Raw genomic sequence first — 23,782 nt, 5'->3', positions numbered from 1 at the left:
GATGTTTGAGAATAAAGTCGTTTTCATTACCGGGGGAACAGGCTCATGGGGCCATGAGCTTATCCTTCAATTATTATCTTTAAATCCGAAAAAAATCATTGTATTTTCTAGAAATGAAGAGAGACAAGTACAGATGAGAAGGCTGATCGAAGATCCGAGGCTTTCGTTTTTCATCGGGGACATCCGCGATCGAAAAGCGCTGGTTGCCGGGCTTAAAGGAGTCGATTACGTTTTTCATTTAGCGGCGCTGAAGCACGTGCCCGTCTGTGAGGAACAGCCGCTTGAAGCATTGAAAACGAATGTGACGGGAACCGAAAACGTCATCGAAGCAGCAATTGAAAACGGCGTAAAAAAAGTAATCAATGTTTCAACTGACAAAGCGGCTGATCCCGTCAATTTCTACGGCATGACGAAAGCGATCGGCGAAAAGCTCATCATTTATGCCAACCATTTACATTCAGACACGGCCTTTATCTGCGTCAGGGGAGGGAATGTGCTCGGAAGCAGCGGAAGCGTCCTTCAGCTTTTTAAAGACCAAATTAAGCAAAAGAACGAAGTGAGCATCACGGATAAAAGAATGACCCGCTTCTTCTTGACAAAAGAAAAAACGATCCAGCTTTTATTACAGGCAGCTGTTAAAGGAAAAGGCGGAGAGATTTTCATCATGAATTCGCCTGCGTGCAGAATTTTGGATATGGCGAAAGTCTTAATCGAGACATACGGAGATAAAAATACGTCAATCGTCGAAAGCGGTGCAAGACCTGGGGAAAAGCTTCATGAACTGCTGATTTCCGGACACGAACATCAGCATGCCGTTTCGCTGACGGATGATCTTTCGGTCGTGCTGCCTTCGATCCAAATTCCGGAATTAAGTACACATTACGCCGGCTGCAGATCTCTGCAAACGGAAAAATTAAGCTCGAAAGATTTTTTAATCTCAAAAGAAGAAGTAAAAGAGATGTTAAAAGAGGGCGGATTTTTATCATGATGACGGAGGAGTAAGTCATTCATCATCTGCGGACTTTAAAAAGCATGGCATGCATTTTGCAGGCGATGCTTATGTTCGCTGGTTCATAAATGGCGAACCGGGCGCCGCTTTAAAAAACGCCCAGTCCGTAAATGGTTTACTGTCTAAGTGTTATACCTTCGATTTTTTCTTCGACTTTTTTCGTTCGTTCCATTACTTTTTCCGTATAAGAGTAATCCCCGTAGCAGTAAGGGTAGCGGAAGTTGTTTTTATTTCCGCCGCAGTTATACAGATCGGGGTTCTGTTTTACTTGCTTTTCGGAAAATTCCTTTGCCAGTTTCTCAGTGTGTTTTCCGCCGTGTTTTGAGACGTAATCGATGTAACCTGATCCCATATTATAGCTTTGGATGATCGTTGCTAAATCGACTCCTTTTTTCTGTCCCCTTTTGTACATAACGGAAAAATGGTGCACACCTTGTTTGATGCTTTTCTCCGGGTCGTTAATTTCATTTCTTTTCAAGCCGAGAGATTCTGACGATTGCATCGGATCTTTGCCTCTGCCTTTCGACTCTTGATAGATCATTCCTAACAAGAGAGAGGTGTATTGTTCCAGTCCCTCTTTCTCAAGCTCTTTTTGTACAAGAGGCTTGTAATCTGTTAATCTCTCCATAATATTGGTCTCAGTGTCAAGAGGAAGCCATTTCAGCTGTTCCTGACCGTTGAGGGCCAAGAACAGGATCAAGGGAACGAGCACAAAAAAACACAAACAGCCAGCTCCGGCAAAACACCCTGATTTCTTTCTTTTCAACGGTTTCACCTCTGTAAAGCCCTAATCAGTACACAGCCTTTTTATTATGACACATCTTGATCTTAAGACCAAGCGATTTTATCAGCGCTTCTGATCATAATCTCTGTCAAATCCAAACGTGATGTCCGGAAGTGACCGAACCCTGAACCAGAAATACAAAAATCCGGCAATCAGCCAGACAGCGCCGATGATCAACGCGTTTTTGCTGATGCTCAAAAGCAGCCAGCCGCAAAAGGCGGCGCCTAAAAAAGGGAGGATCAAATAGCGCAGCGTGTCTAAAAGGCCTTTTTGCCTCCGGCGGATATAGTAATGGGCAATGACAGACAGGTGAACAAATATAAAGCCGATCAAAGCGCCAAAACTGATGAACGAATAAATAACCTCCAATTCTCCTATCATGGCCGTCAGCGAAATCAGCCCGATGAAGACGATATTGAAAACCGGGGTTTTCAATGTCGGATGAATATATCCGAAGAAACGCTTCGGCAAAGAGCTGTCGCGGCCCATCGCGTACAAAAGCCTTGAAGCGCTCGCATGCGAAGAAAGGGAGGAAGAAATAACCGCTACCATAGTGCCTGCCAAAAAGAAAGAACGCAAAAAAGCGCCTCCCGCATAATAAGCAATTTCCAGTGATGCCGAATCGGCATGGCGGAAACTTTCATAATGCGGATAGATTTGCTGCATGAAGTAACTAATGGCCGTAAACAGCACACCCCCGATCGCCACCGTTAAGAAGATAGCCAGGGGAATATTCTTTTTCGGCTGAATCGTCTCTTCTGACATCGTCGAAATCGCGTCAAATCCTAAAAAGGAAAAACATAAAATCGTTGCCCCCGAAACGATGAGGGAAGGCTCCATATCAGGCTGATAAAACGGGGCCGCTGATACAAGCTCGCCTGAACCGAGGCCGCTTGAAAGCCCTGCGATCATAAAACCCGCAAATGTTAAAGCGACGATCACTTGGAAGGTGACGAACAAGGCTGTAATGCTCGCTGTCAATTTGATGCCCAAAATATTGACGGCCGTGATCGCCGAAGCGAGCAGAATCACCCAAAAGCCGTGGGGAACCTCTGGAAAGGCTGCGGACAAATAGGCGCTGCCGATCGCGAAGTTAACCATTGGCAAAAACAGATAATCGAGCATAATCGTCCAGCCCGCGATAAACCCCGCGCGGGGATGGATGCTTTCAAACGCATACGTATAAGCCGATCCGGCTTTCGGATAGGCTTTGGCCATTTTGCCATAGCTTAAAGCGGTCAATAGTAAAGCGGCAACCGTTAAAATATATGCCGCCGGAACGTGTCCCTTTGTCATTTGGGCAACTACCCCGTATGAATCAAATACGACGAGCGGATCCATATATGCAAGCCCGATCACGACAAGCGGGAGGAGGGAAAGGCTTCGTTTAAGCGCAGTTTCGTTTTTCAATGACTTATAAAACTCCTTATGATGTTAATTGTAAATTAAGACATATTTTAAATGTTTTTTGCCATGCTAGCAACCGTATAAAACGTCTTTTTTTCGTATAAAAACTCACGGATCGGCAAATGCTTTTGACTGATCTTCAAAAAGCGAGGAGAATGTGACATATGGAAGAATTAAAAGGATATGTAGAGGCCGTAAAGAGAAATATGGAAACGATGAATGCAGACGATTATGACGGAAAAGAAGACGATTTGAGAAGACAACAGGAAGAAATCGAAAGGTATGAACGGCTGTTAAAAGAGCAGAGCATATCAGCCGATGCATTTGACCGAATCGTGAGCGCCGCCGTTGATTATGCGGCGGGAGACATTCCTTTTTCACAGCTGGAACATGTCTATGAGGAGAAAAGCATTTAGCATCCGGGGCTTCCTGGATGTTCTTTTTATGCCATTAGAAAAAAATTTGCGGTATTCAATATAAAAAACAGGGTGCCGCCTGCGGGAATGACAGTATATCAATCCCGCAGGCCAAACGCTTGAAGAGTGGAAAAAATGACATCCGTTACAGGGGTAAAAACGGTTATACAGCCTGACGACAATATCAAAGCCCCGGCTTCATTTGACTGCGGGACTGCATGACATATCGGCAAACCGATGGAGAACTCAGGCGATTGCATAATACAAAGGATTTTTAGACGGCACGGAGGCGACCTTGCCGCGGGAAACCATTCGGAGGGTGGAGCGCTGCAAACTGGATGGATAACTGCAGATGCGCCGGATTAAACATTGATCTTGTCAGCAGCAGTGCGTCATGTTGGACCGGACGCAAGTAGCTTAAGACGGCTATCGGTTTCATAGCGCTTATAACCTGAATCGTTCTGAAAACTTTTCAATCCGCTATGTTTTGGTATATGATAAATAAGGGAAAATGACGTGCGGAAAAGGTGAAAATATGAACGAGCAAAATCAAGATATACAAGAAGAACAAGATCTGTCTGCATTAGATGAAGAAACTTTATTTCTCGTCTCGCAGACGTTTAAAGCGCTCTCAGATCCTACGAGAATTAAAATTCTCCATCTGCTGTCACAGGGGGAGCATTCGGTGAATGAAATTGCAGAAAAGCTGAGCCTTCTTCAGTCAACCGTATCCCATCAGCTGAGATTTTTAAAAAATCTTCGCCTCGTGAAATCGAGAAGGGCGGGAACCTCTATTTTTTATTCGCCTGAGGATCAGCACGTGCTTGATGTTCTTCAGCAAATGATCGATCATACGCAGCATGATTGACAGGATAAAAGGCAAACCCTAATCTTTTAGAGTTTGCCTTTTATATTGAACGGTTTTCCGCAACTTTTCCTTTTTTCAAAATAAAAAAAGAGAAGCCGACATAATAAACGGCAAGTACAAAAAAGCCGATCATTGTGGCCGGGTCCTGCGCGAAAAACGTTCCGTTCGCAGATCCCCCGTCTTGCTGAATCGTTTGCAGTCGGTTGATTTCGATGAGACGCGAAAGAAAACGGTATAAAAATAAGCAGAGGACAATCAGTTCAACCCATAAATGAGTCCGAAAATAGATCACCCCCTCCCGGTTCTCGATGGATAGATGCTTGAGCGCATAGATCGTAAGCAATAGCCCGAGCAGAATGCCGATCAAATCGTAAACATATGACAGCGGGTGCAGGGAGCTCATTGTCAACAGTGTAATGAATACTCCCGAAAAAAGAACGATTCTGAATATCATCCGCGCTTTTTTTAATGGCTGAAAACCGATGGAGCGCTTCACTTTTATATAAACGATCAGACAAATGGCAAAAAACTGCGCAAAATATACTGAGATGCTTTCAACCTCCCTTCTAACCGAGTATATGTACAAACTTGAAAAATCGTACCGTGAAATCCGATTTTTACGGTCAAAATAGGCCATGAGTTCTTGTTTTTGTTATTTAATGCTAAAATGCTTCTGTGCTATAGTAGAAGAATAAGAGGGGAAAAGAGAGGCATATGGGAGGATGTACTTATGAAAATTGACCGCCTTCTGGCGATTGTCGTTCTGCTCGTCGGCAAAAGGCAAGTTCAGGCGAAGGAGCTTGCCGACATGTTCGAGGTGTCTGTCAGAACGATTTACCGGGATATTGAAACGATCAATCAGGCCGGCATCCCGATCGTTACGTCGCAGGGAGCAGGAGGCGGGATCAGCATAATGGAGCGGTTCCGGCTGGAAAACAAGCTTCTTTCGGCTGACGAGCTTGCCGCCATCTCGACGGCGCTCGAAAGCGTCTCATCGACCTATGAATCGTTTCATCAAGGGGCCGCCCTGCAGAAGATCCGCCAGCTCGTGTCAGAGGAAGAAATGCATGAGTTTCGGGAAAAAACGGAAAAATGGTTTTTCGATATTTCACCATGGGGAGAAAAGAAGATCATAAAGGAAAAGATGCAGCTGTTGAATCAAGCGATCGACAGCTCAAATATCGTATCTTTTACATATGCAAACAAGAAAGGACAAACGGGCAAACGTCTCACAGAACCCCACACCCTTGTATTAAAGGCAGGCCATTGGTATCTGTATGCTTTTTGCCTTGAAAAGCAAGCGTTCCGTTTCTTTAAGCTGATTCGAATGAAAGACGTGACCGTTCTTTCTGATTCATATAAAAGAAGGGAAATCAACCTCTCTGAGCTTCCATGGGAGAGAACGTGGCATCGGCCCGATAACATGACGGAGATCACGCTTCTCGTCAACCCGTCCGGAGAACCTTTGGCAAGGGAATGGTTCGGCGCTGAATCCCTTACATACGAAAACGGGACGTGTATCGCATCTGTAACATATCCGGAGGATGACTGGCTATTTCGATTTATGCTTCACTTTGGAACCCATATCGAAGTCCTGCACCCTCCTCACATCCGCCAAAAGGTAAAAGAGTTGGCGAAGCAGGTGGTTGATGTATACGAAATGTGAAGCACCCCCGTTAAGAAGCCGGGGGTGTAATCAACTAAAACCCCTATTTTTTTCCGACCTCTGAATATTTTTGTGTTAGCCATTGTCACGGAGCTTGAAGAGCTGTCCGTTTTGAAAATGGCTTTCATGTTTGTGATGGTCCAAGTTGCGTTAAATACCGCTTTGACGAATGAACTTGCCGCCTTGATAATCGGTGAAGTGTTTTACCGTACATGTACTCGGGTGATTGATTTTAAAAATTTTATCTGATCTAAGACGCGCACATCCGCCGTCAATTGTCACGTTTCCTTTTTTGACCATTCTTCGCCGGCATGATTCCAAACGATATTTTAACATTACTGTAAGTGTGTACACCGGCAGCAACAGGTGCGTTAAGTATGATATTTTTAAGCGTGGCCCCATCCCCGTATTCCGCCTTGAACAGCAGTTTTTGGTCTTCTCTTTGATGCCGTCTCCAATTTCCGAACCAGCCTAATACGCTTGCCTTTTCCATCATATGTCTGCCCCTTTTTCGGCAGCGGAAGCTTTTGAGGGGAAAGCCTGTCATCAATATCAATCCTGCTAATTTCTTCACCTCTCTATATCATCCAAAAAGCATTATTTTTCAATGAAAGGGAAAAACGTTGCCATTACCTGAGGAGGTGGCCTTGCACTTGCATAACCAAGTAATAAAATTTGTATATTGAATATGTAAATCAGCCATTCGGGAGATTACTAAAAACAGGAAGCCAGGAATGAAATCGTTTGTTTTTACGAATAATACTATTTTTAAAAAATTGAGATTTTAAAAGGAATGAGAATGGGAAAAAGCCGCGATCGATTAAGCGGCTGGAACAGAACAAAATGTAACCTCAATTTCTAAAAACTTGACACAATGCTGTCATGTTACATTTTATATGATCTATGTAAAGGAGGAATGAACATGGAAACTTTGGTTTGTCAAAGCTGCTCTATGCCGATGGCAGGGGAGGCTCTGAGCGGTACGGAAAGGGATGGCGCTAAAAGCCGCGATTATTGCATGTATTGCTATAAAAATGGCGAGTTTGAACAGCCGGGCGCAACCCTTGAAGATATGATCGAGATATGCGTGCCGCATTTAATAGAGGAAGGCAGAACAGAGGAGGAAGCGAGGGCGCTATTAGAAAGCACATTACCGCATCTGAAGCGCTGGAATTCAACACTGATGAACAGGAAGGAGAAGCGGTCATGAGCTTTTCGCATTTTGAATATTTGGACAAAAAACGGTTCACCGGGATATCGACAGTAACGAGCAACGCGGAGGAAGCGTCAGGGAGGGGCAAGATTGCGGCAATGTGGGAATTGTTCAGCAAGCAAAACGCCATTCCGCCAACGTCTAATGTCATCGCACTTTATTCACAGTATGAAACAGACGAACACGGAACATATTCGTATTCCATCGGAACGTTTGCTGAACAGTGCCGGGACGGTCAGGACGTCATCACTCTCCCGGCTTCCTTATATGCCGTCTTCACTTCGCGGCGGGGAAGGGTTGAAGAGGTCGTTTTTGAAACGTGGCAGGAGATTTGGTCATGGAAAGAGAAAGGATTGCGTACGTATACCGGGGATTTCGAGGTTTACGACGAAAGGACCGCGGATTCAGGAAACGCCCAGGTTACCATATATGTAGCCGTTAAAAAATAAATGTCTTGAAAAACTAATGGCATTAGTTTTATAATGAAACTAACATCATTAGTTTTTTATTTTATTTAAAGAGGTGGAGCTTTTGAGACTGACCCGCTATGATTCGATTTACCAGCTGACATTTTTTCCTTCTATATTTCCCGTCAATTGCTATTTGGCTGAGGAAAAAGACGGTTTAACGCTTATCGATGCCGGACTTCCCGTAAGCAAAAAAGGAATAATGGAGGCCGCCAAAGGTCTCGGCAAACCGATTAAAAGAATCGTGCTGACTCATGCACACGGCGATCATATTGGATCGCTTGATGCGCTCAAACAAGCGATCCCCGGCGTAAAGGTCTTGATTTCTGAACGCGATTCGCGCTTGTTGAAAGGGGACAAATCGCTCTTGGAAGATGAAGCACAAACACCGGTAAAGGGAGATATCCCGAAAAACATCCGGACAAAGCCTGATCAGTTTTTGTATGACGGTGACCGCGTCGGCTCTTTGCTTGTGATTGCAACACCGGGGCATACGCCGGGAAGCCTGTCTTTTTTTGATGAAAAAAACGGGGTTCTAATCGCGGGCGATGCTTACCACACAAGAAGCGGGATCACGGTATCGGGGCGTTTGAAGCTTTCTTTTCCTTTTCCTGCACTTGCCACTTGGAATAAGGAAGAAGCTTTAAAAAGCGCGAAGAAATTATTAGACATCAAGCCTAAAGTGCTTGCCACAGGCCACGGCAACATGGCAATAGATCCACTGGAAGGCATGAAAAAGGCGATCGGGGAAGCTGAAGCTTCGCTAAACAGGAAAGGGTGAAAAAGATGTCTCCGAGAATAGGGCTGAACACGCAGACAATATTGGAAGCAGCCGCATTATTGGCAGACCAGGAAGGGATTCACGCGGTAACATTGGCATCCCTTTCAAAAAAACTGAATGTGCGTCCGCCGTCTTTATATAATCATGTTGAAGGGCTTGGGGGCATCCGTAAAGAGCTGGCTGTTTTGGGACTGAGGAGCCTCTATGAGGAAATGGCTTCAGCGGTTCGGGATGCCGAAAAAGGCGAGGCTGTCTGCGATATGGCCAAAGCTTATGTTGCATTCGCCAAAAACCGCCCCGGGCTCTATGACGCGACGCTGTTAAAGCCGGCGGGAGAAGACAAACGGATCGAAGAGGCCGGCGAAAGAATCGTCAACCTGGCTCTCTCAGTGTTAAAGGATTACCAATTAGATGACGTGTCAGCCGTTCATGCAGTAAGGGGCTTGAGGAGCATTATGCATGGATTTGCAACACTTATGCAAATTCGCGCATTCGGGCTTCCGTACGATATTGAAGACAGCCTGAAGATGACGGTCCGGGCTTTTTTGGCGGGACTTGATGCCCGCCAGACCAAATGAGGGAAAGAGATGCTGAGAAAATGGATTTAGAAAATTTCAAATTGTTTACTTTTTCCTGAAAGTTTAGTATCATGGCATTAAGACTCAAGAAGTATTTCAGAGTCGTAGGTATTATATGGCTTAACCAGCCACCTTCCTGCCTTGGCGAAAGCCAAGGATTTTTTTTGCGTAACCGAACCGTCAATTTTTTAAAAAAGGATTACGGGCTTGGACAGAGAAAATAAAAAAACAGAGCAGCCTTGGTGCAACAGGCAGATGGAAAAGGCGAAAAAGGCTCTGAAAATGGGCAGGAGGGTTGTTATGCTGAAAAACGTTTTTCTGAATCAATTGAAAGCATGCTATGACGAAACGACTTGGTTTGTTTGTTTTCAAACGGCTGCTGAAGGACTGACCGAGAGTCAGGCAAAGCAAAAAGGCGAAGGCGCAGAAAATTCGATTATGGAAATCACCAATCATTTAATTTTTTATAATGAACGGTACTTAAAGCGGTTTAAAGGAATTCCCGTCCCGGCGTTTGACTATACCATAGACGATACGTTCATCAACAAAAGCGGACTTGGATGGGAAGAGAGCAGAAAGGACCTGGACCGCATTTATTCCGAATGGATAGAAGCGATTGCCTCTTGCGACGAAACGAAGCTGACTAAGCCGGCCGAACATGATCCGAAATACACCTGGGCGGAAATTCTATCCCTTCTCATTCTCCATAACACCTATCATTTGGGGCAGATCGTCACGATAAGAAAGCAGCAGAAAAGCTGGGATCCTGCAAAAGGTGTAAACTGATGATCAAGCGCCCGGATGAAACCGCAGTCCGGGCGCTTGATCATGATGTTAGGAAACTATAAAAATATTATGTCGACTAAAAAGGGGATATATTCAATTTAAATTGACAACGATTTCTTCCATATTATATTTTTCTTATAAAAGTTAGTTATCTGAATAACTAAGAAGGTGAGGATATGGCAAGACCTAATGTCACATCAAAAAAAATGCTGATTGAAGCTGCCAAAAGGTGTATTACGGATGAAGGGCTGGAACATTTGACGCTCAAAGCGGTCGCCGAAAAAGCGAAGGTGACGCAGGGAACCGTCTATTATCACTTCCGCACGAAAGAGCAGCTTGTATTCGAGGTGGTGCAGGACGTGTGCTATACGTCGTGGGAACAGTTAAAAACAGGGCGGAAGCCGGCGGCGGAAAAGGTCAAGGAAGGTCTGCTTTCTGCCAAGTCAAGAACGGGGCAGGACTCGTATTATCATCGGCTATTTTTGGAGCTGGTCGTTTCCGGGTTTCGCAATGAAAAGGTGAACAGCCAAATAAGCAAACTGACAGACGATGAAAATACGTTTCTGACAAAACAGCTTTCCGAGATATGGAAGCGTTCCCCGGTAGAAGGGGTTTCCTTCAAGACATGGGGGATTCTTTTAAACGCATTGATTGACGGTCTTGCGCTGCAGTCAGTGATTTCTTCCGGCTTTTCATCTGAAGAAATATATGGGGATCTGGAGCTTGTTTTACAGCATTTGACCGAAAAAGCCGGCCAACCTGATAGAAGGGAATAGGAGGGGACGTATGTTTACGGAAAGAATAGGCCTCGCGCTTCTTTTTTCGTTCCTCGTCTGGCTGGGGGCGACGATGTTTTTTGTACTGTTTGGGGAGCTGGTTCTCGCAGACCCCGGCGAACAACATTTTTTCGTCAATTTTCTGCTTCTTGAAGCGGGAACGTTTGTCATTCTATACGCGGTCTTGTCTTTGTATCAAAAGCTTGACAGATCACGCTATGCGGCGGTCAAGCTCGGGATTTGGGGTTCGGCGGCCGGATTGTTCATTGACACGTTTTCATTGTGGAACCATTCGCTGATCTTCCCAAAGCTGTCACAAGGCCAGGTGATTGCCTTCGCGATTTGGCTGGTATGTGCCTATGCGATGTATCTCATGATCCCGCTCATCCTGATAAGGAAGGAAAAGCAAGGGACGCCATAGCCGGTGTTATGTAGCGTTCGCCCGTTTTCAAAACCCAAAACGGGCGAATGATTCATTTTTAGGCGGAGGGGATTGAATTTTCGGCATTGATATAGCCTGCGCCGTAGATGTTGGCGTCTCTATCCTTCCACAAATCCGCACCTTCCATCAAAAGCTTTTTGACTTCATCCGGTGCGGCGCCGGGTGTTTGCTGGAGAATGAGTGCGGCGATTCCCGCGCAAATCGGGGTGGCCATCGACGTTCCGGACATCGTCATATAGTCCGTTCCGACGCGGCTCGACTTTTGCAGCTTATCCAAAAAAGACCCCGGTGAACGAAGCGAAATGATATTGGTTCCCGGCGCTAAAATATCCGGTTTTACCTTGCCGTAAATCGTCGGTCCTCTGCTTGAAAAAGAAGCTACATCGTCATCGTCTCTGTTTACCGTATCGCGGTCATCAAGCGCGCCGACGGTAATGACCTTTCCGCTGACCGCTGGACTTGCTATCGTTTTGGCATCAGGTCCGGAGTTCCCGGCTGCAACACAGACGACAATCCCCGCGTCCCACGCTGCATCTACGGCTTTGACGACCGGATCTTCCTGTTCGTTTTCGTATGGAAGCGCATCTGAACCGAGAGACATTGAGATGATATCAATCGGTCTATCGGGATTCTCTTCATTAAATTGGATGCACCAGTCGATCCCGCGAATCACGGTTTCCAGCGATCCAGACCCCATTTTGTCCAATACTTTTACCCCGATCAGCTCAGCCTCGGGCGCCGGACCTGTGTATTTACCGGAAGAAGCCAGTCCGTTTCCTGCTACACCGCCGGCGCAGTGGGTCCCGTGTCCATTGTCATCATAAGGTTCTGTTCTTTGATTGACAAAGTCGGTAAACGCCCTGATCCTTCCTTCAAGATCAGAATGCGGATAAATTCCTGTGTCCACGACGGCCACCGTGACGCCTTTTCCCGTCAACGTCTGGTTGTTTCTGACGACTTCCTTGGCATGGCTTGACTCGACGGCGACATCAAGCAGAGCTGTGACTTTCCGGTTTAAATAAATTTTGTGGATGTCCCCGCACTCTGCAAGAAGAGAGTTCAGGACAGCAGGCGTGACTTCGGCGCTGCAGCAATTGATTTTCGGAAAATTGTGCTTCATTCTATTTCGTCTTTCCTTATCTGTCATCTCGTTTACAAATTGATAGCCCCGATGATGACAATCTCCTTCAAATTCGATAATCACCGACATCTTTTTTCGTTTCATCAACATTTTTTCAAACAGGCCGTGCAAAAAACAAGGCGTCCATTTAAAAGGTTTATAGAGCCTTAACACCTTTTCTCTCAGCGGCCGGTCTAATTTGTGGGCGTTGTTGCGAACCATTTGAACCATATAGGAACCGAACATCAGCATCCACCTCATTATCATTATTCTTTCTCATAATCTATGAATCGGAGGCTGGATCCGTAAAGATGGCTGTCCACACGAAAGGGAAAAGGGGCCGGTTCATTATGGATGATCTTTCTGAAGCCTTTAGATCGGAACGGCCCGGTCCCGGATACGACGTTTCATTCGAACAAAATACATGCTATTCTGTTCTTATATTTGGCAAAACAAGGGGTGATCTAAATGGCAGTGATCGAAGACTTTTTAAAGCTTGATATCCGGATCGGAACGATTGTAAAAGCGGAACATTTTCCGGAGGCGAGGGTGCCGGCGATCAAGCTTGAGGTCGATTTTGGAGAAGAAATCGGCATTAAGCAGTCGAGCGCGCAAATTACGAAACGCTATGCACCGGATATGCTGGAGGGGAGGCAGGTCGTAGCAGTGGTCAATTTTCCGCCGCGGCGGATTGCCGGGTTTAAATCAGAGGTGCTCGTCCTTGGGGGCGTGCCTGAAAAAGGCGATGTGATCTTATTAACGCCTGATGAAGAAGCGCCAAACGGAACAAGAATCGGATGAAAAAAGAGGCTCTCAGGGATACCCGGAGAGCCTTATTTCATGATTAGAGCTTGAATTTTTTCGTTAAATCCCTTAGTTCCTCAGCCATTTGTTCAAGCGTTGCGGCAGACGAGCTGATCTCTTCCATCGATGCCAGCTGTTCCTCCGCAGATGCGGCGATGTCCTGAATGCCGGCTGTGCTTTCTCTTGAGACTTCTGCGATATCCCCGACCGCTTCCGATACGTCCTGCGAGCCTTTTGACAGGTGCTCGACCGCTGTGTTCATCGTTTGCAGCTTGCCGGCAATCTCATTTGTCATGCCATAAATATGTTTGAAGCTGGCCTCGGTTTCTTCGGTGATTTTCAGCCCTGACATTACCTCATCATTGACCGACTGGAACATTTTCAGCGAATTGTCGATTTCTTTGACGATGTCCTGAATCAAGTCTTCTATCTCCTTTGCCGAGCCTGCCGATTGGGCAGCGAGCTTCCGCACCTCTTCGGCAACGACGGAAAATCCGCGGCCTGATTCCCCGGCGCGCGCGGCTTCGATCGCTGCGTTCAGCGCCAGCAAATTCGTCTGATCGGCGATGCCGTTGATGACGCGCAAGATTGCCGTAATATCTTTTGATTTGGCTTCAAGCCCTTTGACGACGCCTTCAGCCTGTTTGACTGAGCGATCGATTGAATTCATTTGGCCGACCGTCTTTTGAACGAGCTCTCCGCCAGATTCGGCAATCTTCGTTGATTTGCTTGACGAGTCTGTAATCGATTCCGTCACTTTCGCCATTTCAAGCAATTTGCTGTTCATTTGACCGAGCTGCTTCGAGCTTGTTTCTACTTTTTCATTTTGGTTTTCCGCTCCGTTTGAGAACTGCTCGATGGCCAGTGTGATGTGCTCCGTCGCCTTGCTGGTCTGATCGGCGCTTGCTGTCAGCTGTTCGGAGGAGGAAGCGACATTTTCCACAGATTCTTGGATGGTGCCGATCAATGAACGGAGCGATTCAGCCATCTCGTTAAAGCTTGTGCCGAGCTGTCCGAATTCGTCTTTGGAGCGGACGTCGATGGTTTGCGTCAGATCGCCGCTGCTGATGCTTTTTGCAGACGAAACAAGCTGTCTCAAAGGCTTGCTGATCGCCCGTATGATAAAAAAGACGGCAATGCCTCCGAGAATCACTGCGCCGGCTAAAATGAAGACGGCCATATGAAGGACCGGCTTTGAAGCATCTGTAATTTCATCCGTAAAGATCGTACCGGCGATTTTCCAACCGGTTAATTTGTTTGTTGCAAAGACCATCTGTCCGTTTTTGCCTTCGGAGGTATAGTGCAGTTTGCCTTTTTCCTTGCCGTACGCTTCTTTGACCCAGCTGCCTTCACCTTCAGTACCTGTAGCAATCTTCGGATGGGCGATGTATGTCTTTTCCGAGCTTAAAATAAATGCAAAACCGTTTTTTCCGATTTTGACAGCCTTCGTTGCTTTAATCAGCTCGTCGATGTTTAAGCTGAGCGCTGCAACTCCTGATCCATCTTCATTTTGTTTGGCGATGGTGATGACGGTATTGCCTGTGGCGGCCGACTGATAAGGCTCAGTTACAATCTCAACGGCTTCTTGATACCAGCCCCTTTTAACGGGATCATAATCATCCGGCATTTTTGTATAGGGATACTGGACATAAACGCTGTCTTTTGAACCGGTAAAAACAGCCTCGACATCCTTGTTTTGTTTTGCGTATTGTTCAAATTTTTCTCTGAGGGAAGTCTGACCTTTTTCCCCGTATGCTTTCTTGCGAATCGTTTCGCTGAAATAAGCGATCGCATCCGCCTTTTTTTCGACATTTTGGCTGATCATTTTATTTAATTGATCAACGCTGTTGTTCGCGCTCCTCATGATTTCGCCTTCAAGCGAATGCCCGGCGGTGCTGTATGAGCTAAACGCGAGTGCTGAAACAGGGATTGTCAATATACATAAAAATGAAATGATTAACCTTTTTGAAATAGACGGACGCTTGATCCATCCCCATATTTTTCCCATAGTCATAGCTCCTTTGTTCTAGTTTACGACATTTATATCGGATAAATTTCTTAATATTGAATCAATTTTGAAAACACCCAAATTTTGTTTTTATATTCTTTGAGTAAAAGTGGTATAGTGATTGATAGAATAATTTACAGGAAATGGATCGGAGAATACGATGCTGATCCAAAATGGTGATCAGCGACATTTAGCCAAATGGCTTTCTGATCCGGCAGTTCTTGAATTTTATGAGGGAAGAGACAGTCCCTTTGATGTAAACAAGGTTCAGCAGGTGTTTTATGATGAAACAACATGAATTGTAGAATTCAACGGAAGAGAAATTGGATGAGGAAGAGAAAAAAACATGAGGACCGTTTATGGAACAGACCGGTTTATAGGCGAGACAGAATATTGGAATAAAGGAATTGGAGCACTGATTGTGACTTCTATGGGGTACTATTTAATTGAGTATCATAAAGCAGACCGGATAGTGATGGACCCATGCCATCAATGAAAGGGCTTTAAGGTGCTATGAAAAATGCGGCTTTAAAAAGGTGAGAATGCTTCCAAAATACGAATTTCATGAAGGGAGATATCAAGATTGCTGGTTGATTGAATATAAAAAAGTGCGCAATAAAAGAAGAGGGGTGCCGAGGCTCATTTATCCATCCTGGCTTCTTAAAAATGTGAAGGCTGTTTCACTCTTTTGTTTAGTTGAAATCGTGTACAATAGAGTTAAAATCACGTAATCGGGGTGGTTATTGTGTACGAGTCCAAAAAACATTTAAAAGAGGAAATTCATAAGCGCTATTTGTTATTAGACGGTGAGTTCGACGGTATCCCTGATGAATATAGAGATGTGCGCGACAGCGATGCAGATCGGACTCCGGGAGAAATCATTGCTTACCAACTTGGATGGTTAAACCTTCTGATGAGCTGGGACAGGGATGAGCGCTTAGGGAAAACGGTTATAACGCCTTCACCTCATTATAAATGGAACCAATTGGGAGCGCTCTATCAATCTTTTTATAAAACGTATTCTCACCTTTCGTTAACTGAACTGCGCCAAGAATTCAGAAAAGCAGAGGCGCAGTTTCAGTCTTGGATTGATACGCTTACGAATGAAGAGTTATATACTCAAGGTACTTTAAAATGGACAGGCACTAACCCGAAATGGCCTGCCATAAGGTTTATTCATATCAACTCTGTAGCTCCGTTTAAAAGCTTCAGGACTAAAATAAGGAAGTGGAAGAAGAATCAATTGGGTTGAAAATGTATGATCTGCCGCTTCTAAGGTGGTTTCGTACAGCTTTTATTAAGGATGTTGTTTGATCAGATCAAGTGTGTGGAAGAGCAAACCCTTATCTCCCCAGGTCCCATGCCCGGGTACGACCGTTTTGACGTTCGGATATTTGTCGATTACCTTTTGAACAGAGTCATCCCATTGTTCTACATTTGCATCAGAAAGATTCCCAAGATCTTTTGCCTCTAATGATTTAATGAAGCATCCGCCGAATAATAATTGAGATTGGGGAAGCCAAACGGTAATGTTGTCTTTCGAATGGCCTTCCCCGGGATAAAAGGCCTCGATTACGGTGTTGCCTACTTTCATCACGGGCTTTCTATCGAGTGTCGGATTGGGCGAAGGATATCCGTTTTCTTTAGCCAGCTTTGCAGTCAATCGTGTACTGCGAACATCGATTCCCTGTTTCAGCAGCGCCCGGATGCCTGAAATGCTATCATCATGCGCATGAGTAATCAGCGCCAGAACAACTTTTTTCTTCAAGTGTTTTTCGCTTAATCTTAATAATTCTTCAGTTTTTTGGTCGTCCCCCCATGCTGTATCAATCAGGACTAACCCTTCTGAAGTAGAAATAACGAACCCATTGTGGTCATAGGTTGTGCCATTCCAATCATTGAATGAAGTATGCGCCCATACGTTGTCATTCAATTTTGTTAATACAATCGTCTTTTCCGGATTGGTAATCTGAGTTGGTGACGATGTTTTAGATTGTGCAATGATTTGAGAATTAAGCGGTGTCATCACAACGGATAATGCAAGCAGCAAACTGAACACAACTTTTCCTATCCAACCCGTGCTTATTTTCAAAAGAATCTCACCTTTCCTGCATTGGATTTTCACAAAAAGCTCGTACTTGGCAAAACAATTTATGATACATATACGATATTCAGAATGAAATCCCTCTTAACACGATGTTTTTCTGAGTTTTTATTGTTGCTGCAAAAAAACAAGAAAAAGGAGACCTTGGGGGACCTGCCAGATCTGACAGGATTGGGTCAATCCGGCTTCATAAAAAGTTGGAAGGTTGTTTTGTCCGTGGCATCATGAGAAACCGCTGCGAGTTCAACAATGGCCAATCTAAGAATGTTTCCTATTGACAATGTTTCCCTTCATTTATATACTGTTTTAGTAAATACAGTGAAAGGAAAAGGTATCGGGGACATGAAGCAGTAATCTTATTTTCCATCGTTTTTTTAATACGAAAAAACGGAAACTTGGAGAATAGGATGAGTCTGCCCTTTTATACCTTTTTTGCATTGCCCTTTAGCATCCGCATGTCTATTTGCCGTGCAGATGACGATGCTGTTTTCGCAATGCATCATTCGGCATGCTGTCCTCTCCGGGTTTCCCGCGGGAGGTTTTTTTATGACGTTTTTAATGAAAGTGAGAGGCTTGAAAAAAAGCTTTGGAGACCAAACGATTTTAAAGAACATCGAATTTGATATGACACGTAATGAACGAATCGGGTTGGTCGGATATAACGGAACGGGAAAAACGACGCTTGCCAACATCCTAGCCGGTCACATGGAAGCTGACAAGGGTTCCATTCAAACGGAACGCGCGCTTAAAATAGGCTACCTGCAGCAATCTGTCGCGTATTCGGTCAATGATTTCAGCGATATGTTAGGCGGTGATGAGAGCGGCGGATTGTATCAGCTGGCGAGCCAATTGGGACTCACAAAGGTTCAAAGCTGGAATGCAGAACGGCTTCACCATATGAGCGGCGGAGAAAAGCTGAAGCTTGCGCTTGCCTTTGTCTGGCAAACGATGCCTGACGTTCTCATCTTAGACGAACCGACAAACCATCTGGATGCAAACGGAATCAGCTGGCTCGTTGAAGAGCTTCGAGCGTTCCAGGGCGCTGTCTTGATCATTTCGCACGACCGCTACTTTTTGGATCAGTCCGTTTCAAAAATCTTCGAGCTGGAAGATGGGCTATTGCATGCTTATGAAGGAAACTACTCCGCTTACCGCAGCGAGAAAAAACGGCGATACGAAGCACAGCTGCATCAATACGAAGTACAGCAGAAGCAGAAAGAAAGAATCGAATCGCAAATCGCAAATCTGCAAAATTGGTCTCAGAAAGCCCACCGGGATTCTACCAAAAAAGAAGGCTATAAGGAATATTACCGGGTAAAAGCCAAAAAGCTCGACAACCAGGTCAAATCCAAATTGAAGCGTCTCGAACAGGAGCTGGAAAAAAATAAAGCGGAAAAACCGAAAGGCGAAGAAACGGTTAAGTTTCAATTTTCTTCAGGCGAAAAAAGGGGAAAGCGGATTATTGAAGCAAAAAACGTGACGAAGGCGTTTGGCGGCCGCACGCTTTTTGAAGACAGCAGCTTTTTCATCAAGCACGGCGAGCGGATCGGTCTGGTGGGAAGCAACGGCTGCGGCAAAACGACCTTGATCAGGATGATGCTGGAAGAAGAACCGGCGACAAACGGAACCCTTTGGATAAGCCGGTCAATCAAGACCGCTTATTTAAGCCAGGATGTCAATGATGTTAACGAAAATCAAACCGCGGCTGAAGCGCTGCAGCTGTTTGACAGGCGCGATTTAGCACACGCGCGAACGATTTTGGCCAATATGGGCATAAAGGAAGACCGGTTTGACCGGAAAATCGGCACGTTCAGTTTGGGTGAGCGCACACGGATTAAGCTGGCGGGCATGATCGTCAAGGATTATGATGTTCTCGTGTTGGACGAACCGACCAATCACCTTGATTTGCCGACTAGAGAACAGCTTGAGGATACATTGCTCGACTTTCAGGGGACGATTATCATCGTTTCGCACGACCGGTATTTCACGGAAAAATTGTGCGACAAGCTTCTTGTATTTGAAAAGGGACGAATCCGGCGCATCGAAACAGGGCTGAAGGACTATCAGAGCAAAAAGGAAGATCCCCAAATCGATCATGACGAGGCAGAGCGGCTGCGCATCGAAACGCGTATGACCGCAATTCTTGGCGAGCTGTCAGGGCTCACAGAGGAGAACCCGAGATATCAAGAATTGGATCAGGAATTTATCAAGCTTTTGAAAAAGAAACAATCGCTGTCGAAAAAGTGAACAACGAAAAGGCAAAACAGCCATCTGTGTTTTCTCACACAGATGGCTGTTTTTCGTTAGCCTGTGTCAATCGTGGTTTAAATTACCATATTGTTAGAAGTCATCCAAGGCAATAATAGGATAAAAAAGATGGTCTTAGCAAAACGTAAATGAAGGTGATCAACATGTGGGAAACGATCGTTTCTTTTTTTCCGGACTGGCCGACAATCATGCAGGCATGTTTTGTCTTTTTAATCCCGTACGCCATTTCAAAATTTTTTGTTTGGGTTCGTACAACAATAGAGGGTGAATGAGTATATGAGATGGTGGAAATCAAAAACACGAAGGATACGAAAGCAGCCCGTCCAGCATGAGCTCCCTAAAAAACCGTCCCAGGAATCAACGGGATATTTCACCGGCGATTTGGATCATGACCTGAAAATGGTCAAGGAAGAAATAGGGCATAACACAGATGTGCATTTTCGGGAATTTGACATCGGGCGCACCGGTGTCAGAGGAGCGGTTGTTTTCATCGATGTGCTGTCAGACAAAGACTTGATTGATAAGCACATCATGAAATCGCTGATGGCGGATTTTTCCGAAGACTATAAAATAGAGCTTTCTTCATTAAAAAACAATCTGCCCGGATTGATTAAGTCTCAAATTTTGTCCATAAGCGAAGTAACAGAAGCACATCATATCGGCAAAACGGTTCCGGAAATCTTAATGGGTTCAACCGCGCTTTTTATCGACGGTTTTGCTGGAGTATTCGTTTTGGGTACGACAAAGGGAAACACGAGGAATATTGAAGAGCCTGTATCAGAGTCCTTGGTCAGGGGAGCCAGGGTGGGCTTTACCGAAACGATAGGTACAAACACCGCGCTTTTAAGACAGCAGGGGAAAAATGAAAGCCTGTCGCTGATTGAATTTGAGGTGGGAAAACGGGCGACAAAAAAGCTTGTTATTGCCTATATCAAAGAGGTGGCTGAACCGGATTTGGTGGAAGAGGTCAAAAAAAGAATCCTAAAGATTGATATCGATCTTGTCCCTGAGTCAGGTTATGTTGAACAGCTGATCGAAGACAATTATCTCAGCCCTTTTCCGCAGGTGCAAAGCACTGAACGCCCTGACCGGGTGATGAGCGCTTTGATGGAAGGAAGGGTGGCGATTTTGCTGGATGGGACTCCTTTTGTTTTAATCGTGCCTGTTACATTCAGCATGATGCTGCAATCACCCGAAGATTATTATGAACGCTGGTTTCCGAGTTCATTTATCCGGATCTTGAGGTTTGGGGCGGCTATGATTTCACTGTTGGGGCCGGCTTTATATATTTCCTTTATTTCGTTTCATCCGGGGCTGATTCCGAGCGAGCTTGTGATATCCATAACAGGGACGAGGATAGGGGTGCCGTTTCCTTCCCTGATCGAAGCGCTCATTATGGAAGTGGCTATTGAAATTTTGCGTGAAGCCGGTCTGCGCCTGCCTAAACCGATCGGGCAGACGATAGGGATTGTCGGCGGTCTCATTATCGGCGAGGCTGCCGTGCAGGCCGGGATCGTCAGTCCTATCATGGTCATCGTTGTTGCGGTAACAGCAATTTCTTCATTTGCGATTCCGCAATACGGTGCCGGTATTTCACTTCGTATGCTGAGGTTTGCGGCGATGTTCTGCGCAGCTGTGTTTGGATTATACGGGGTTATTATGTTTTTCCTGTTGCTTTCCAGCCATGCGGTGAAACTGAAAAGCTTCGGCGTTCCTTATGCCAGTCCGGCTGTGCCCTATCGTTTAAACGACTGGAAGGACTTCATCATTCGAATGCCGATTTCGATGATGAAGCGCAGGCCAAAGATGATAAAAACAAACGATTCATCGCGCAAAAGCTAGCTGGAAAGGAGTGAATCTTTAAGATGATCAGGCCGCCAGACCGCATAACCACTTCACAAACAATCATTATCGTCACCAGTTTCCTGATTGCAACCGGAATCTTGACGCTTCCGAGAACATCGGTGGCCGAAGTGAAGACGCCTGATGTTTGGATCGCTCTTTTATTAGGGGGACTCGTTGCGCTGACGGCGGGAATCATCATGGTGGCGTTAAGCCTTCAGTATCCTGAACAAACGTTTTATCAATATTGCGGGGAGATAGTTGGAAAACCGATCGGCGGGTTGCTCAGCCTGTTTCTTAGTTTATATTTCTTGGCGCATGCGGGCTTTCAGGTCCGTGCGATGCTTGAAATTACGAAGTTTTTTTTGCTGCAAGGGACGCCGGACTGGGCAATCACCATGATTTTTTTGTGGGTGGGACTGTATTTGATCACCGGCGGTATAAATCCGATTGCGCGCATGTGTGACATCATTCTTCCCAGTACAGTGTTTTTGTTTTTGCTGGTGATTTTCATGAGCATCGGGATATTTGATGGGGACAATTTGCGGCCTGTTTTAGGAAAAGGGATTCTGCCGGTTTTAAAAGGAGTGAAAGTAACGGCACTCTCTTTTTCGGGAATTGAAGTCATGCTCTTCCTGCTGCCATTTATGAAACATCCTGATCGGGCGATAAAAGTTGTCACAATGGGGATCGTGCTTCCTTTGCTCTTTTATATGATAACCGTTGTCATGGTCATCGGCGGATTATCGATTGACGGGGTGGTAGCCCGTACATGGCCGACAATCGATTTGTTGCGAAGCTTTGAAATACCGGGGCTGATTTTTGAACGCTTTGAATCTCTGCTGCTTGTCATCTGGATCACGCAGTTTTTTACGACGTTTGTGATTTCTTATTATGGCGCTGCACTAGGCTTATCACAGCTCTTTCAGAAAAATATTCAGCCGGTCATGTTCGGTTTGCTGCCGGTGATATATTTGATCTCAGCGGCACCCAACAATATCAACGGCCTGTTTGAATTTGGAGATTTCATCGGGAATTGCGGATTTTATTTAGGCGGCTTGCTGCCGCTTCTGCTTCTCGCGATTTCAAAGATCAGGAGGAAAACGAAAATAAAAAGACGGGCGGGCTAAAGAAAGAGGAAGATGGCTGGAAGGAAGTGTTCAATTATGAAGGTCGACGCAAAAGACCGAATCACCGTTGCCCAAACCGCCGTTATTGTCACCAATTTTCTCCTGGGGACAGGAATTCTCACATTGCCGCGAACATCGGTGGAAAAAGTGAAAACGCCTGATGTTTGGCTAACCGTTTTGTTAGGAGGATTGGTCGCAATCATCGTGTCGTATATTATGGTGAAATTGAGCAGAGGATACCCGGATAAGACGTTTTATGAATACAACCGGGAAATCGTCGGCAAATGGGCTGGCGGTTTGATCAGCCTGCTGCTGATTTGCTACTTTCTTGCTATATCGGGATTTCAAATTCGCTCAGTGACAGAAGTGATTCAGTTCTTTTTGCTCGAAGGCACCCCGATCTGGGCGTCTGCGACGGTGTTTTTATGGTGCGGCTTCTATTTGCTGCTGGGCGGCATCAACCCGATTGCCCGTCTGTTTGAACTCATATTTCCGATTACGGTTATCATTTTTTTGCTTGTCGCTTTTATGAGCATAGGGCTATTTGACATTGACAATCTCCGCCCTGTGCTGGGGAAGGGAATTATCCCTGTCATGCAGGGGATAAAAACCACGACTTTCGCTTATACAGGCATTGAAATTATGCTGATCATCGTCCCTTTTATGAAACAGCCTGAAAAGGCGTTTAAAGCAGTCCTCATCGGGACGGTTTTCCCGATAATGTTTTACATGATCACGGTCATCATGGTAATCGGAGCGTTGTCAGTCGACGGTGTTGTGACAAGAACATGGCCGACAATCGACCTGATGAGAAGCTTTGAAATTCCCGGCCTCATATTTGAACGGTTTGAGTCTTTGCTGCTTGTCATCTGGATCATGCAGATCTACACTAATTTGGTTATCAGCTACTATGCTGCGGCATTAGGGCTGTCACAGCTCTTTAAAAAAGACATAAAACCAATTATGTTCGGTTTGCTCCCGGTTGTTTATTTGATCGCGATGATACCGAAAAACGTCAACCAAGTCTTTCAAGTTGGAGACCTGATCGGTAACAGCGCCATTTATTTATGCGGCACAGTCCCGCTGCTGCTTCTTTTGATTTCGAAAGCGAGGAGGAAGAAAGATGAAGCAAATCATTAAAAAAATCCGTTTCCTATCCGCTATTTTGCTTCTGTTTTTAACCGGATGCTGGAGCAGCCATGAAATTGAAGAGCGCGGTTTAACATTTGGAATGGGGATTGATAAAGGCAAGGAAACCTCCCTGGAAAAGAAGTTTGATAAAGAGGGGGGATACCGGGTTAACCCCCTAATTT

General features: G+C 45.4%; 25 protein-coding genes and 2 pseudogenes. 19 read left to right on the top strand and 8 right to left on the bottom strand.

What is annotated here, in order from left to right; genetic code table 11:
* Position 1: 1 nt before the first annotated feature.
* Positions 2-988, top strand: a complete 987-nt coding sequence (locus tag AB447_RS15305) for a polysaccharide biosynthesis protein (RefSeq protein ID WP_048406354.1) — start codon at positions 2-4, stop codon at positions 986-988.
* Positions 989-1,124: 136 nt separating this feature from the next.
* Here the strand turns inward: AB447_RS15305 and AB447_RS15300 are convergent, their stop codons facing one another.
* A complete protein-coding gene (locus tag AB447_RS15300) occupies positions 1,125-1,775 on the bottom strand; it encodes a lysozyme family protein (protein ID WP_048353403.1) in 651 nt (216 codons plus the stop codon).
* An 81-nt stretch (positions 1,776-1,856) separates the two neighbouring features.
* Positions 1,857-3,203 carry an APC family permease gene (locus tag AB447_RS15295; protein ID WP_048353404.1) on the bottom strand — a complete coding sequence of 449 codons (1,347 nt, stop codon included), beginning with the start codon at positions 3,201-3,203 and terminating at the stop codon, positions 1,857-1,859.
* Positions 3,204-3,364: 161 nt separating this feature from the next.
* On the opposite strand from AB447_RS15295, the gene AB447_RS26905 reads away from it, so the two are divergent.
* Positions 3,365-3,616 carry a YnfE family protein gene (locus AB447_RS26905; protein WP_048353405.1) on the top strand — a complete coding sequence of 84 codons (252 nt, stop codon included), beginning with the start codon at positions 3,365-3,367 and terminating at the stop codon, positions 3,614-3,616.
* A 535-nt stretch (positions 3,617-4,151) separates the two neighbouring features.
* Positions 4,152-4,484, top strand: a complete 333-nt coding sequence (gene czrA, locus AB447_RS15285) for a Zn(II)-responsive metalloregulatory transcriptional repressor CzrA (protein ID WP_048353418.1) — start codon at positions 4,152-4,154, stop codon at positions 4,482-4,484.
* Positions 4,485-4,524: 40 nt separating this feature from the next.
* Here czrA and AB447_RS15280 read toward each other — a convergent pair whose 3' ends face one another.
* Positions 4,525-5,070, bottom strand: a complete 546-nt coding sequence (locus AB447_RS15280) for a CcdC protein domain-containing protein (RefSeq protein WP_232517682.1) — start codon at positions 5,068-5,070, stop codon at positions 4,525-4,527.
* 144 nt (positions 5,071-5,214) lie between these two features.
* On the opposite strand from AB447_RS15280, the gene AB447_RS15275 reads away from it, so the two are divergent.
* A complete protein-coding gene (locus tag AB447_RS15275) occupies positions 5,215-6,150 on the top strand; it encodes a helix-turn-helix transcriptional regulator (RefSeq protein WP_048353406.1) in 936 nt (311 codons plus the stop codon).
* 150 nt (positions 6,151-6,300) lie between these two features.
* Here AB447_RS15275 and AB447_RS26900 read toward each other — a convergent pair whose 3' ends face one another.
* Together AB447_RS26900 and AB447_RS26895 are read right to left on the bottom strand one after the other, a co-directional pair.
* Positions 6,301-6,450 carry a pectate lyase gene (locus AB447_RS26900; protein ID WP_231592142.1) on the bottom strand — a complete coding sequence of 50 codons (150 nt, stop codon included), beginning with the start codon at positions 6,448-6,450 and terminating at the stop codon, positions 6,301-6,303.
* The gene (locus AB447_RS26895) at positions 6,422-6,643 is read right to left on the bottom strand and encodes a pectate lyase (RefSeq protein WP_231592145.1); all 222 of its coding nucleotides are present in this window, start codon (positions 6,641-6,643) and stop codon (positions 6,422-6,424) included. The genes AB447_RS26900 and AB447_RS26895 overlap by 29 nt, the downstream gene beginning before the upstream one ends.
* Before the next feature lie 429 nt (positions 6,644-7,072).
* Here AB447_RS26895 and AB447_RS15265 point away from each other — a divergent pair, with 429 nt between their 5' ends.
* From AB447_RS15265 to AB447_RS15235, 7 genes are all read left to right on the top strand, one after another.
* Positions 7,073-7,360: a zinc ribbon domain-containing protein gene (locus AB447_RS15265; RefSeq protein WP_048353407.1), complete on the top strand. Its 288-nt coding sequence runs from the start codon at positions 7,073-7,075 to the stop codon at positions 7,358-7,360.
* On the top strand, positions 7,357-7,812 hold the full coding sequence (locus AB447_RS15260) for a GyrI-like domain-containing protein (RefSeq protein ID WP_048353408.1): 456 nt from the start codon (positions 7,357-7,359) through the stop codon (positions 7,810-7,812). The genes AB447_RS15265 and AB447_RS15260 overlap by 4 nt, the downstream gene beginning before the upstream one ends.
* An 82-nt stretch (positions 7,813-7,894) precedes the next feature.
* Positions 7,895-8,611 carry an MBL fold metallo-hydrolase gene (locus AB447_RS15255; RefSeq protein WP_048353409.1) on the top strand — a complete coding sequence of 239 codons (717 nt, stop codon included), beginning with the start codon at positions 7,895-7,897 and terminating at the stop codon, positions 8,609-8,611.
* A gap of 5 nt (positions 8,612-8,616) precedes the next feature.
* Positions 8,617-9,189, top strand: a complete 573-nt coding sequence (locus AB447_RS15250; RefSeq protein ID WP_048353410.1) for a TetR/AcrR family transcriptional regulator — start codon at positions 8,617-8,619, stop codon at positions 9,187-9,189.
* Positions 9,190-9,489: 300 nt separating this feature from the next.
* Complete coding sequence (locus AB447_RS15245) at positions 9,490-9,975, top strand: DinB family protein (RefSeq protein ID WP_048353420.1); 486 nt, start codon at positions 9,490-9,492, stop codon at positions 9,973-9,975.
* 176 nt (positions 9,976-10,151) lie between these two features.
* Positions 10,152-10,751 carry a TetR/AcrR family transcriptional regulator gene (locus AB447_RS15240; RefSeq protein WP_057957636.1) on the top strand — a complete coding sequence of 200 codons (600 nt, stop codon included), beginning with the start codon at positions 10,152-10,154 and terminating at the stop codon, positions 10,749-10,751.
* A 10-nt stretch (positions 10,752-10,761) separates the two neighbouring features.
* Entirely contained in the window at positions 10,762-11,172 is a 411-nt protein-coding gene (locus AB447_RS15235) for a DUF5367 family protein (protein WP_048353411.1), read from the top strand.
* A 58-nt stretch (positions 11,173-11,230) separates the two neighbouring features.
* Here the strand turns inward: AB447_RS15235 and AB447_RS15230 are convergent, their stop codons facing one another.
* The gene (locus AB447_RS15230) at positions 11,231-12,559 is read right to left on the bottom strand and encodes a S8 family peptidase (protein ID WP_057957635.1); all 1,329 of its coding nucleotides are present in this window, start codon (positions 12,557-12,559) and stop codon (positions 11,231-11,233) included.
* A gap of 222 nt (positions 12,560-12,781) precedes the next feature.
* Between AB447_RS15230 and csaA the strand changes: the two genes are divergently transcribed.
* Positions 12,782-13,114: a chaperone CsaA gene (csaA, locus tag AB447_RS15225; protein ID WP_048353412.1), complete on the top strand. Its 333-nt coding sequence runs from the start codon at positions 12,782-12,784 to the stop codon at positions 13,112-13,114.
* Between the two features lie 43 nt (positions 13,115-13,157).
* Here the strand turns inward: csaA and tlpB are convergent, their stop codons facing one another.
* Positions 13,158-15,125, bottom strand: a complete 1,968-nt coding sequence (tlpB, locus tag AB447_RS27635) for a methyl-accepting chemotaxis protein (protein ID WP_057957634.1) — start codon at positions 15,123-15,125, stop codon at positions 13,158-13,160.
* 160 nt (positions 15,126-15,285) lie between these two features.
* Between tlpB and AB447_RS27540 the strand changes: the two are divergent.
* Together AB447_RS27540 and AB447_RS15210 are read left to right on the top strand one after the other, a co-directional pair.
* A pseudogene (locus AB447_RS27540) lies at positions 15,286-15,733 on the top strand (GNAT family N-acetyltransferase); the annotation flags it as partial.
* Between the two features lie 137 nt (positions 15,734-15,870).
* Positions 15,871-16,377, top strand: coding sequence for a ClbS/DfsB family four-helix bundle protein (locus AB447_RS15210; protein WP_232517681.1), 507 nt, complete (start codon positions 15,871-15,873; stop codon positions 16,375-16,377).
* A gap of 45 nt (positions 16,378-16,422) precedes the next feature.
* On the opposite strand, the gene bla is transcribed toward AB447_RS15210, so the two are convergent.
* The gene (gene bla / locus AB447_RS15205) at positions 16,423-17,217 is read right to left on the bottom strand and encodes a subclass B1 metallo-beta-lactamase (protein ID WP_048406359.1); all 795 of its coding nucleotides are present in this window, start codon (positions 17,215-17,217) and stop codon (positions 16,423-16,425) included.
* A gap of 558 nt (positions 17,218-17,775) precedes the next feature.
* Between bla and abc-f the strand changes: the two genes are divergently transcribed.
* From abc-f to AB447_RS15180, 5 genes and pseudogenes are all read left to right on the top strand, one after another.
* Positions 17,776-19,476, top strand: coding sequence for a ribosomal protection-like ABC-F family protein (abc-f, locus tag AB447_RS15200; protein ID WP_048353413.1), 1,701 nt, complete (start codon positions 17,776-17,778; stop codon positions 19,474-19,476).
* Between the two features lie 297 nt (positions 19,477-19,773).
* On the top strand, positions 19,774-21,339 hold the full coding sequence (locus AB447_RS15195) for a spore germination protein (protein WP_048353414.1): 1,566 nt from the start codon (positions 19,774-19,776) through the stop codon (positions 21,337-21,339).
* A 23-nt stretch (positions 21,340-21,362) separates the two neighbouring features.
* Positions 21,363-22,469, top strand: a complete 1,107-nt coding sequence (locus AB447_RS15190) for a GerAB/ArcD/ProY family transporter (RefSeq protein WP_057957633.1) — start codon at positions 21,363-21,365, stop codon at positions 22,467-22,469.
* Positions 22,470-22,505: 36 nt separating this feature from the next.
* Positions 22,506-23,609: a spore germination protein gene (locus tag AB447_RS15185; protein ID WP_048353415.1), complete on the top strand. Its 1,104-nt coding sequence runs from the start codon at positions 22,506-22,508 to the stop codon at positions 23,607-23,609.
* Positions 23,593-23,782: pseudogene (locus AB447_RS15180) on the top strand (Ger(x)C family spore germination protein); the annotation flags it as partial. The gene AB447_RS15185 and the pseudogene AB447_RS15180, both read left to right, overlap by 17 nt.

Source organism: Bacillus glycinifermentans (genome assembly GCF_001042475.2).
GTDB lineage: Bacteria > Bacillota > Bacilli > Bacillales > Bacillaceae > Bacillus > Bacillus glycinifermentans.
This window is presented reverse-complemented; position numbering and strand designations above follow the sequence as displayed.

Bases quoted from the DNA above. Each gene is read 5' to 3' on its own strand.
- AB447_RS15305 (WP_048406354.1), top strand. From the start codon at position 2: ATGTTTGAGAATAAAGTCGTTTTCATTACCGGGGGAACAGGCTCATGG.
- AB447_RS26905 (WP_048353405.1), top strand. From the start codon at position 3,365: ATGGAAGAATTAAAAGGATATGTAGAGGCCGTAAAGAGAAATATGGAA.
- czrA (WP_048353418.1), top strand. From the start codon at position 4,152: ATGAACGAGCAAAATCAAGATATACAAGAAGAACAAGATCTGTCTGCA.
- AB447_RS15275 (WP_048353406.1), top strand. From the start codon at position 5,215: ATGAAAATTGACCGCCTTCTGGCGATTGTCGTTCTGCTCGTCGGCAAA.
- AB447_RS26900 (WP_231592142.1), bottom strand. From the start codon at position 6,450: ATGGTCAAAAAAGGAAACGTGACAATTGACGGCGGATGTGCGCGTCTT.
- AB447_RS26895 (WP_231592145.1), bottom strand. From the start codon at position 6,643: ATGGAAAAGGCAAGCGTATTAGGCTGGTTCGGAAATTGGAGACGGCAT.
- AB447_RS15265 (WP_048353407.1), top strand. From the start codon at position 7,073: ATGGAAACTTTGGTTTGTCAAAGCTGCTCTATGCCGATGGCAGGGGAG.
- AB447_RS15260 (WP_048353408.1), top strand. From the start codon at position 7,357: ATGAGCTTTTCGCATTTTGAATATTTGGACAAAAAACGGTTCACCGGG.
- AB447_RS15250 (WP_048353410.1), top strand. From the start codon at position 8,617: ATGTCTCCGAGAATAGGGCTGAACACGCAGACAATATTGGAAGCAGCC.
- AB447_RS15245 (WP_048353420.1), top strand. From the start codon at position 9,490: ATGCTGAAAAACGTTTTTCTGAATCAATTGAAAGCATGCTATGACGAA.
- AB447_RS15240 (WP_057957636.1), top strand. From the start codon at position 10,152: ATGGCAAGACCTAATGTCACATCAAAAAAAATGCTGATTGAAGCTGCC.
- AB447_RS15235 (WP_048353411.1), top strand. From the start codon at position 10,762: ATGTTTACGGAAAGAATAGGCCTCGCGCTTCTTTTTTCGTTCCTCGTC.
- AB447_RS15230 (WP_057957635.1), bottom strand. From the start codon at position 12,559: ATGTTCGGTTCCTATATGGTTCAAATGGTTCGCAACAACGCCCACAAA.
- csaA (WP_048353412.1), top strand. From the start codon at position 12,782: ATGGCAGTGATCGAAGACTTTTTAAAGCTTGATATCCGGATCGGAACG.
- tlpB (WP_057957634.1), bottom strand. From the start codon at position 15,125: ATGGGAAAAATATGGGGATGGATCAAGCGTCCGTCTATTTCAAAAAGG.
- abc-f (WP_048353413.1), top strand. From the start codon at position 17,776: ATGACGTTTTTAATGAAAGTGAGAGGCTTGAAAAAAAGCTTTGGAGAC.
- AB447_RS15195 (WP_048353414.1), top strand. From the start codon at position 19,774: ATGAGATGGTGGAAATCAAAAACACGAAGGATACGAAAGCAGCCCGTC.
- AB447_RS15190 (WP_057957633.1), top strand. From the start codon at position 21,363: ATGATCAGGCCGCCAGACCGCATAACCACTTCACAAACAATCATTATC.
- AB447_RS15185 (WP_048353415.1), top strand. From the start codon at position 22,506: ATGAAGGTCGACGCAAAAGACCGAATCACCGTTGCCCAAACCGCCGTT.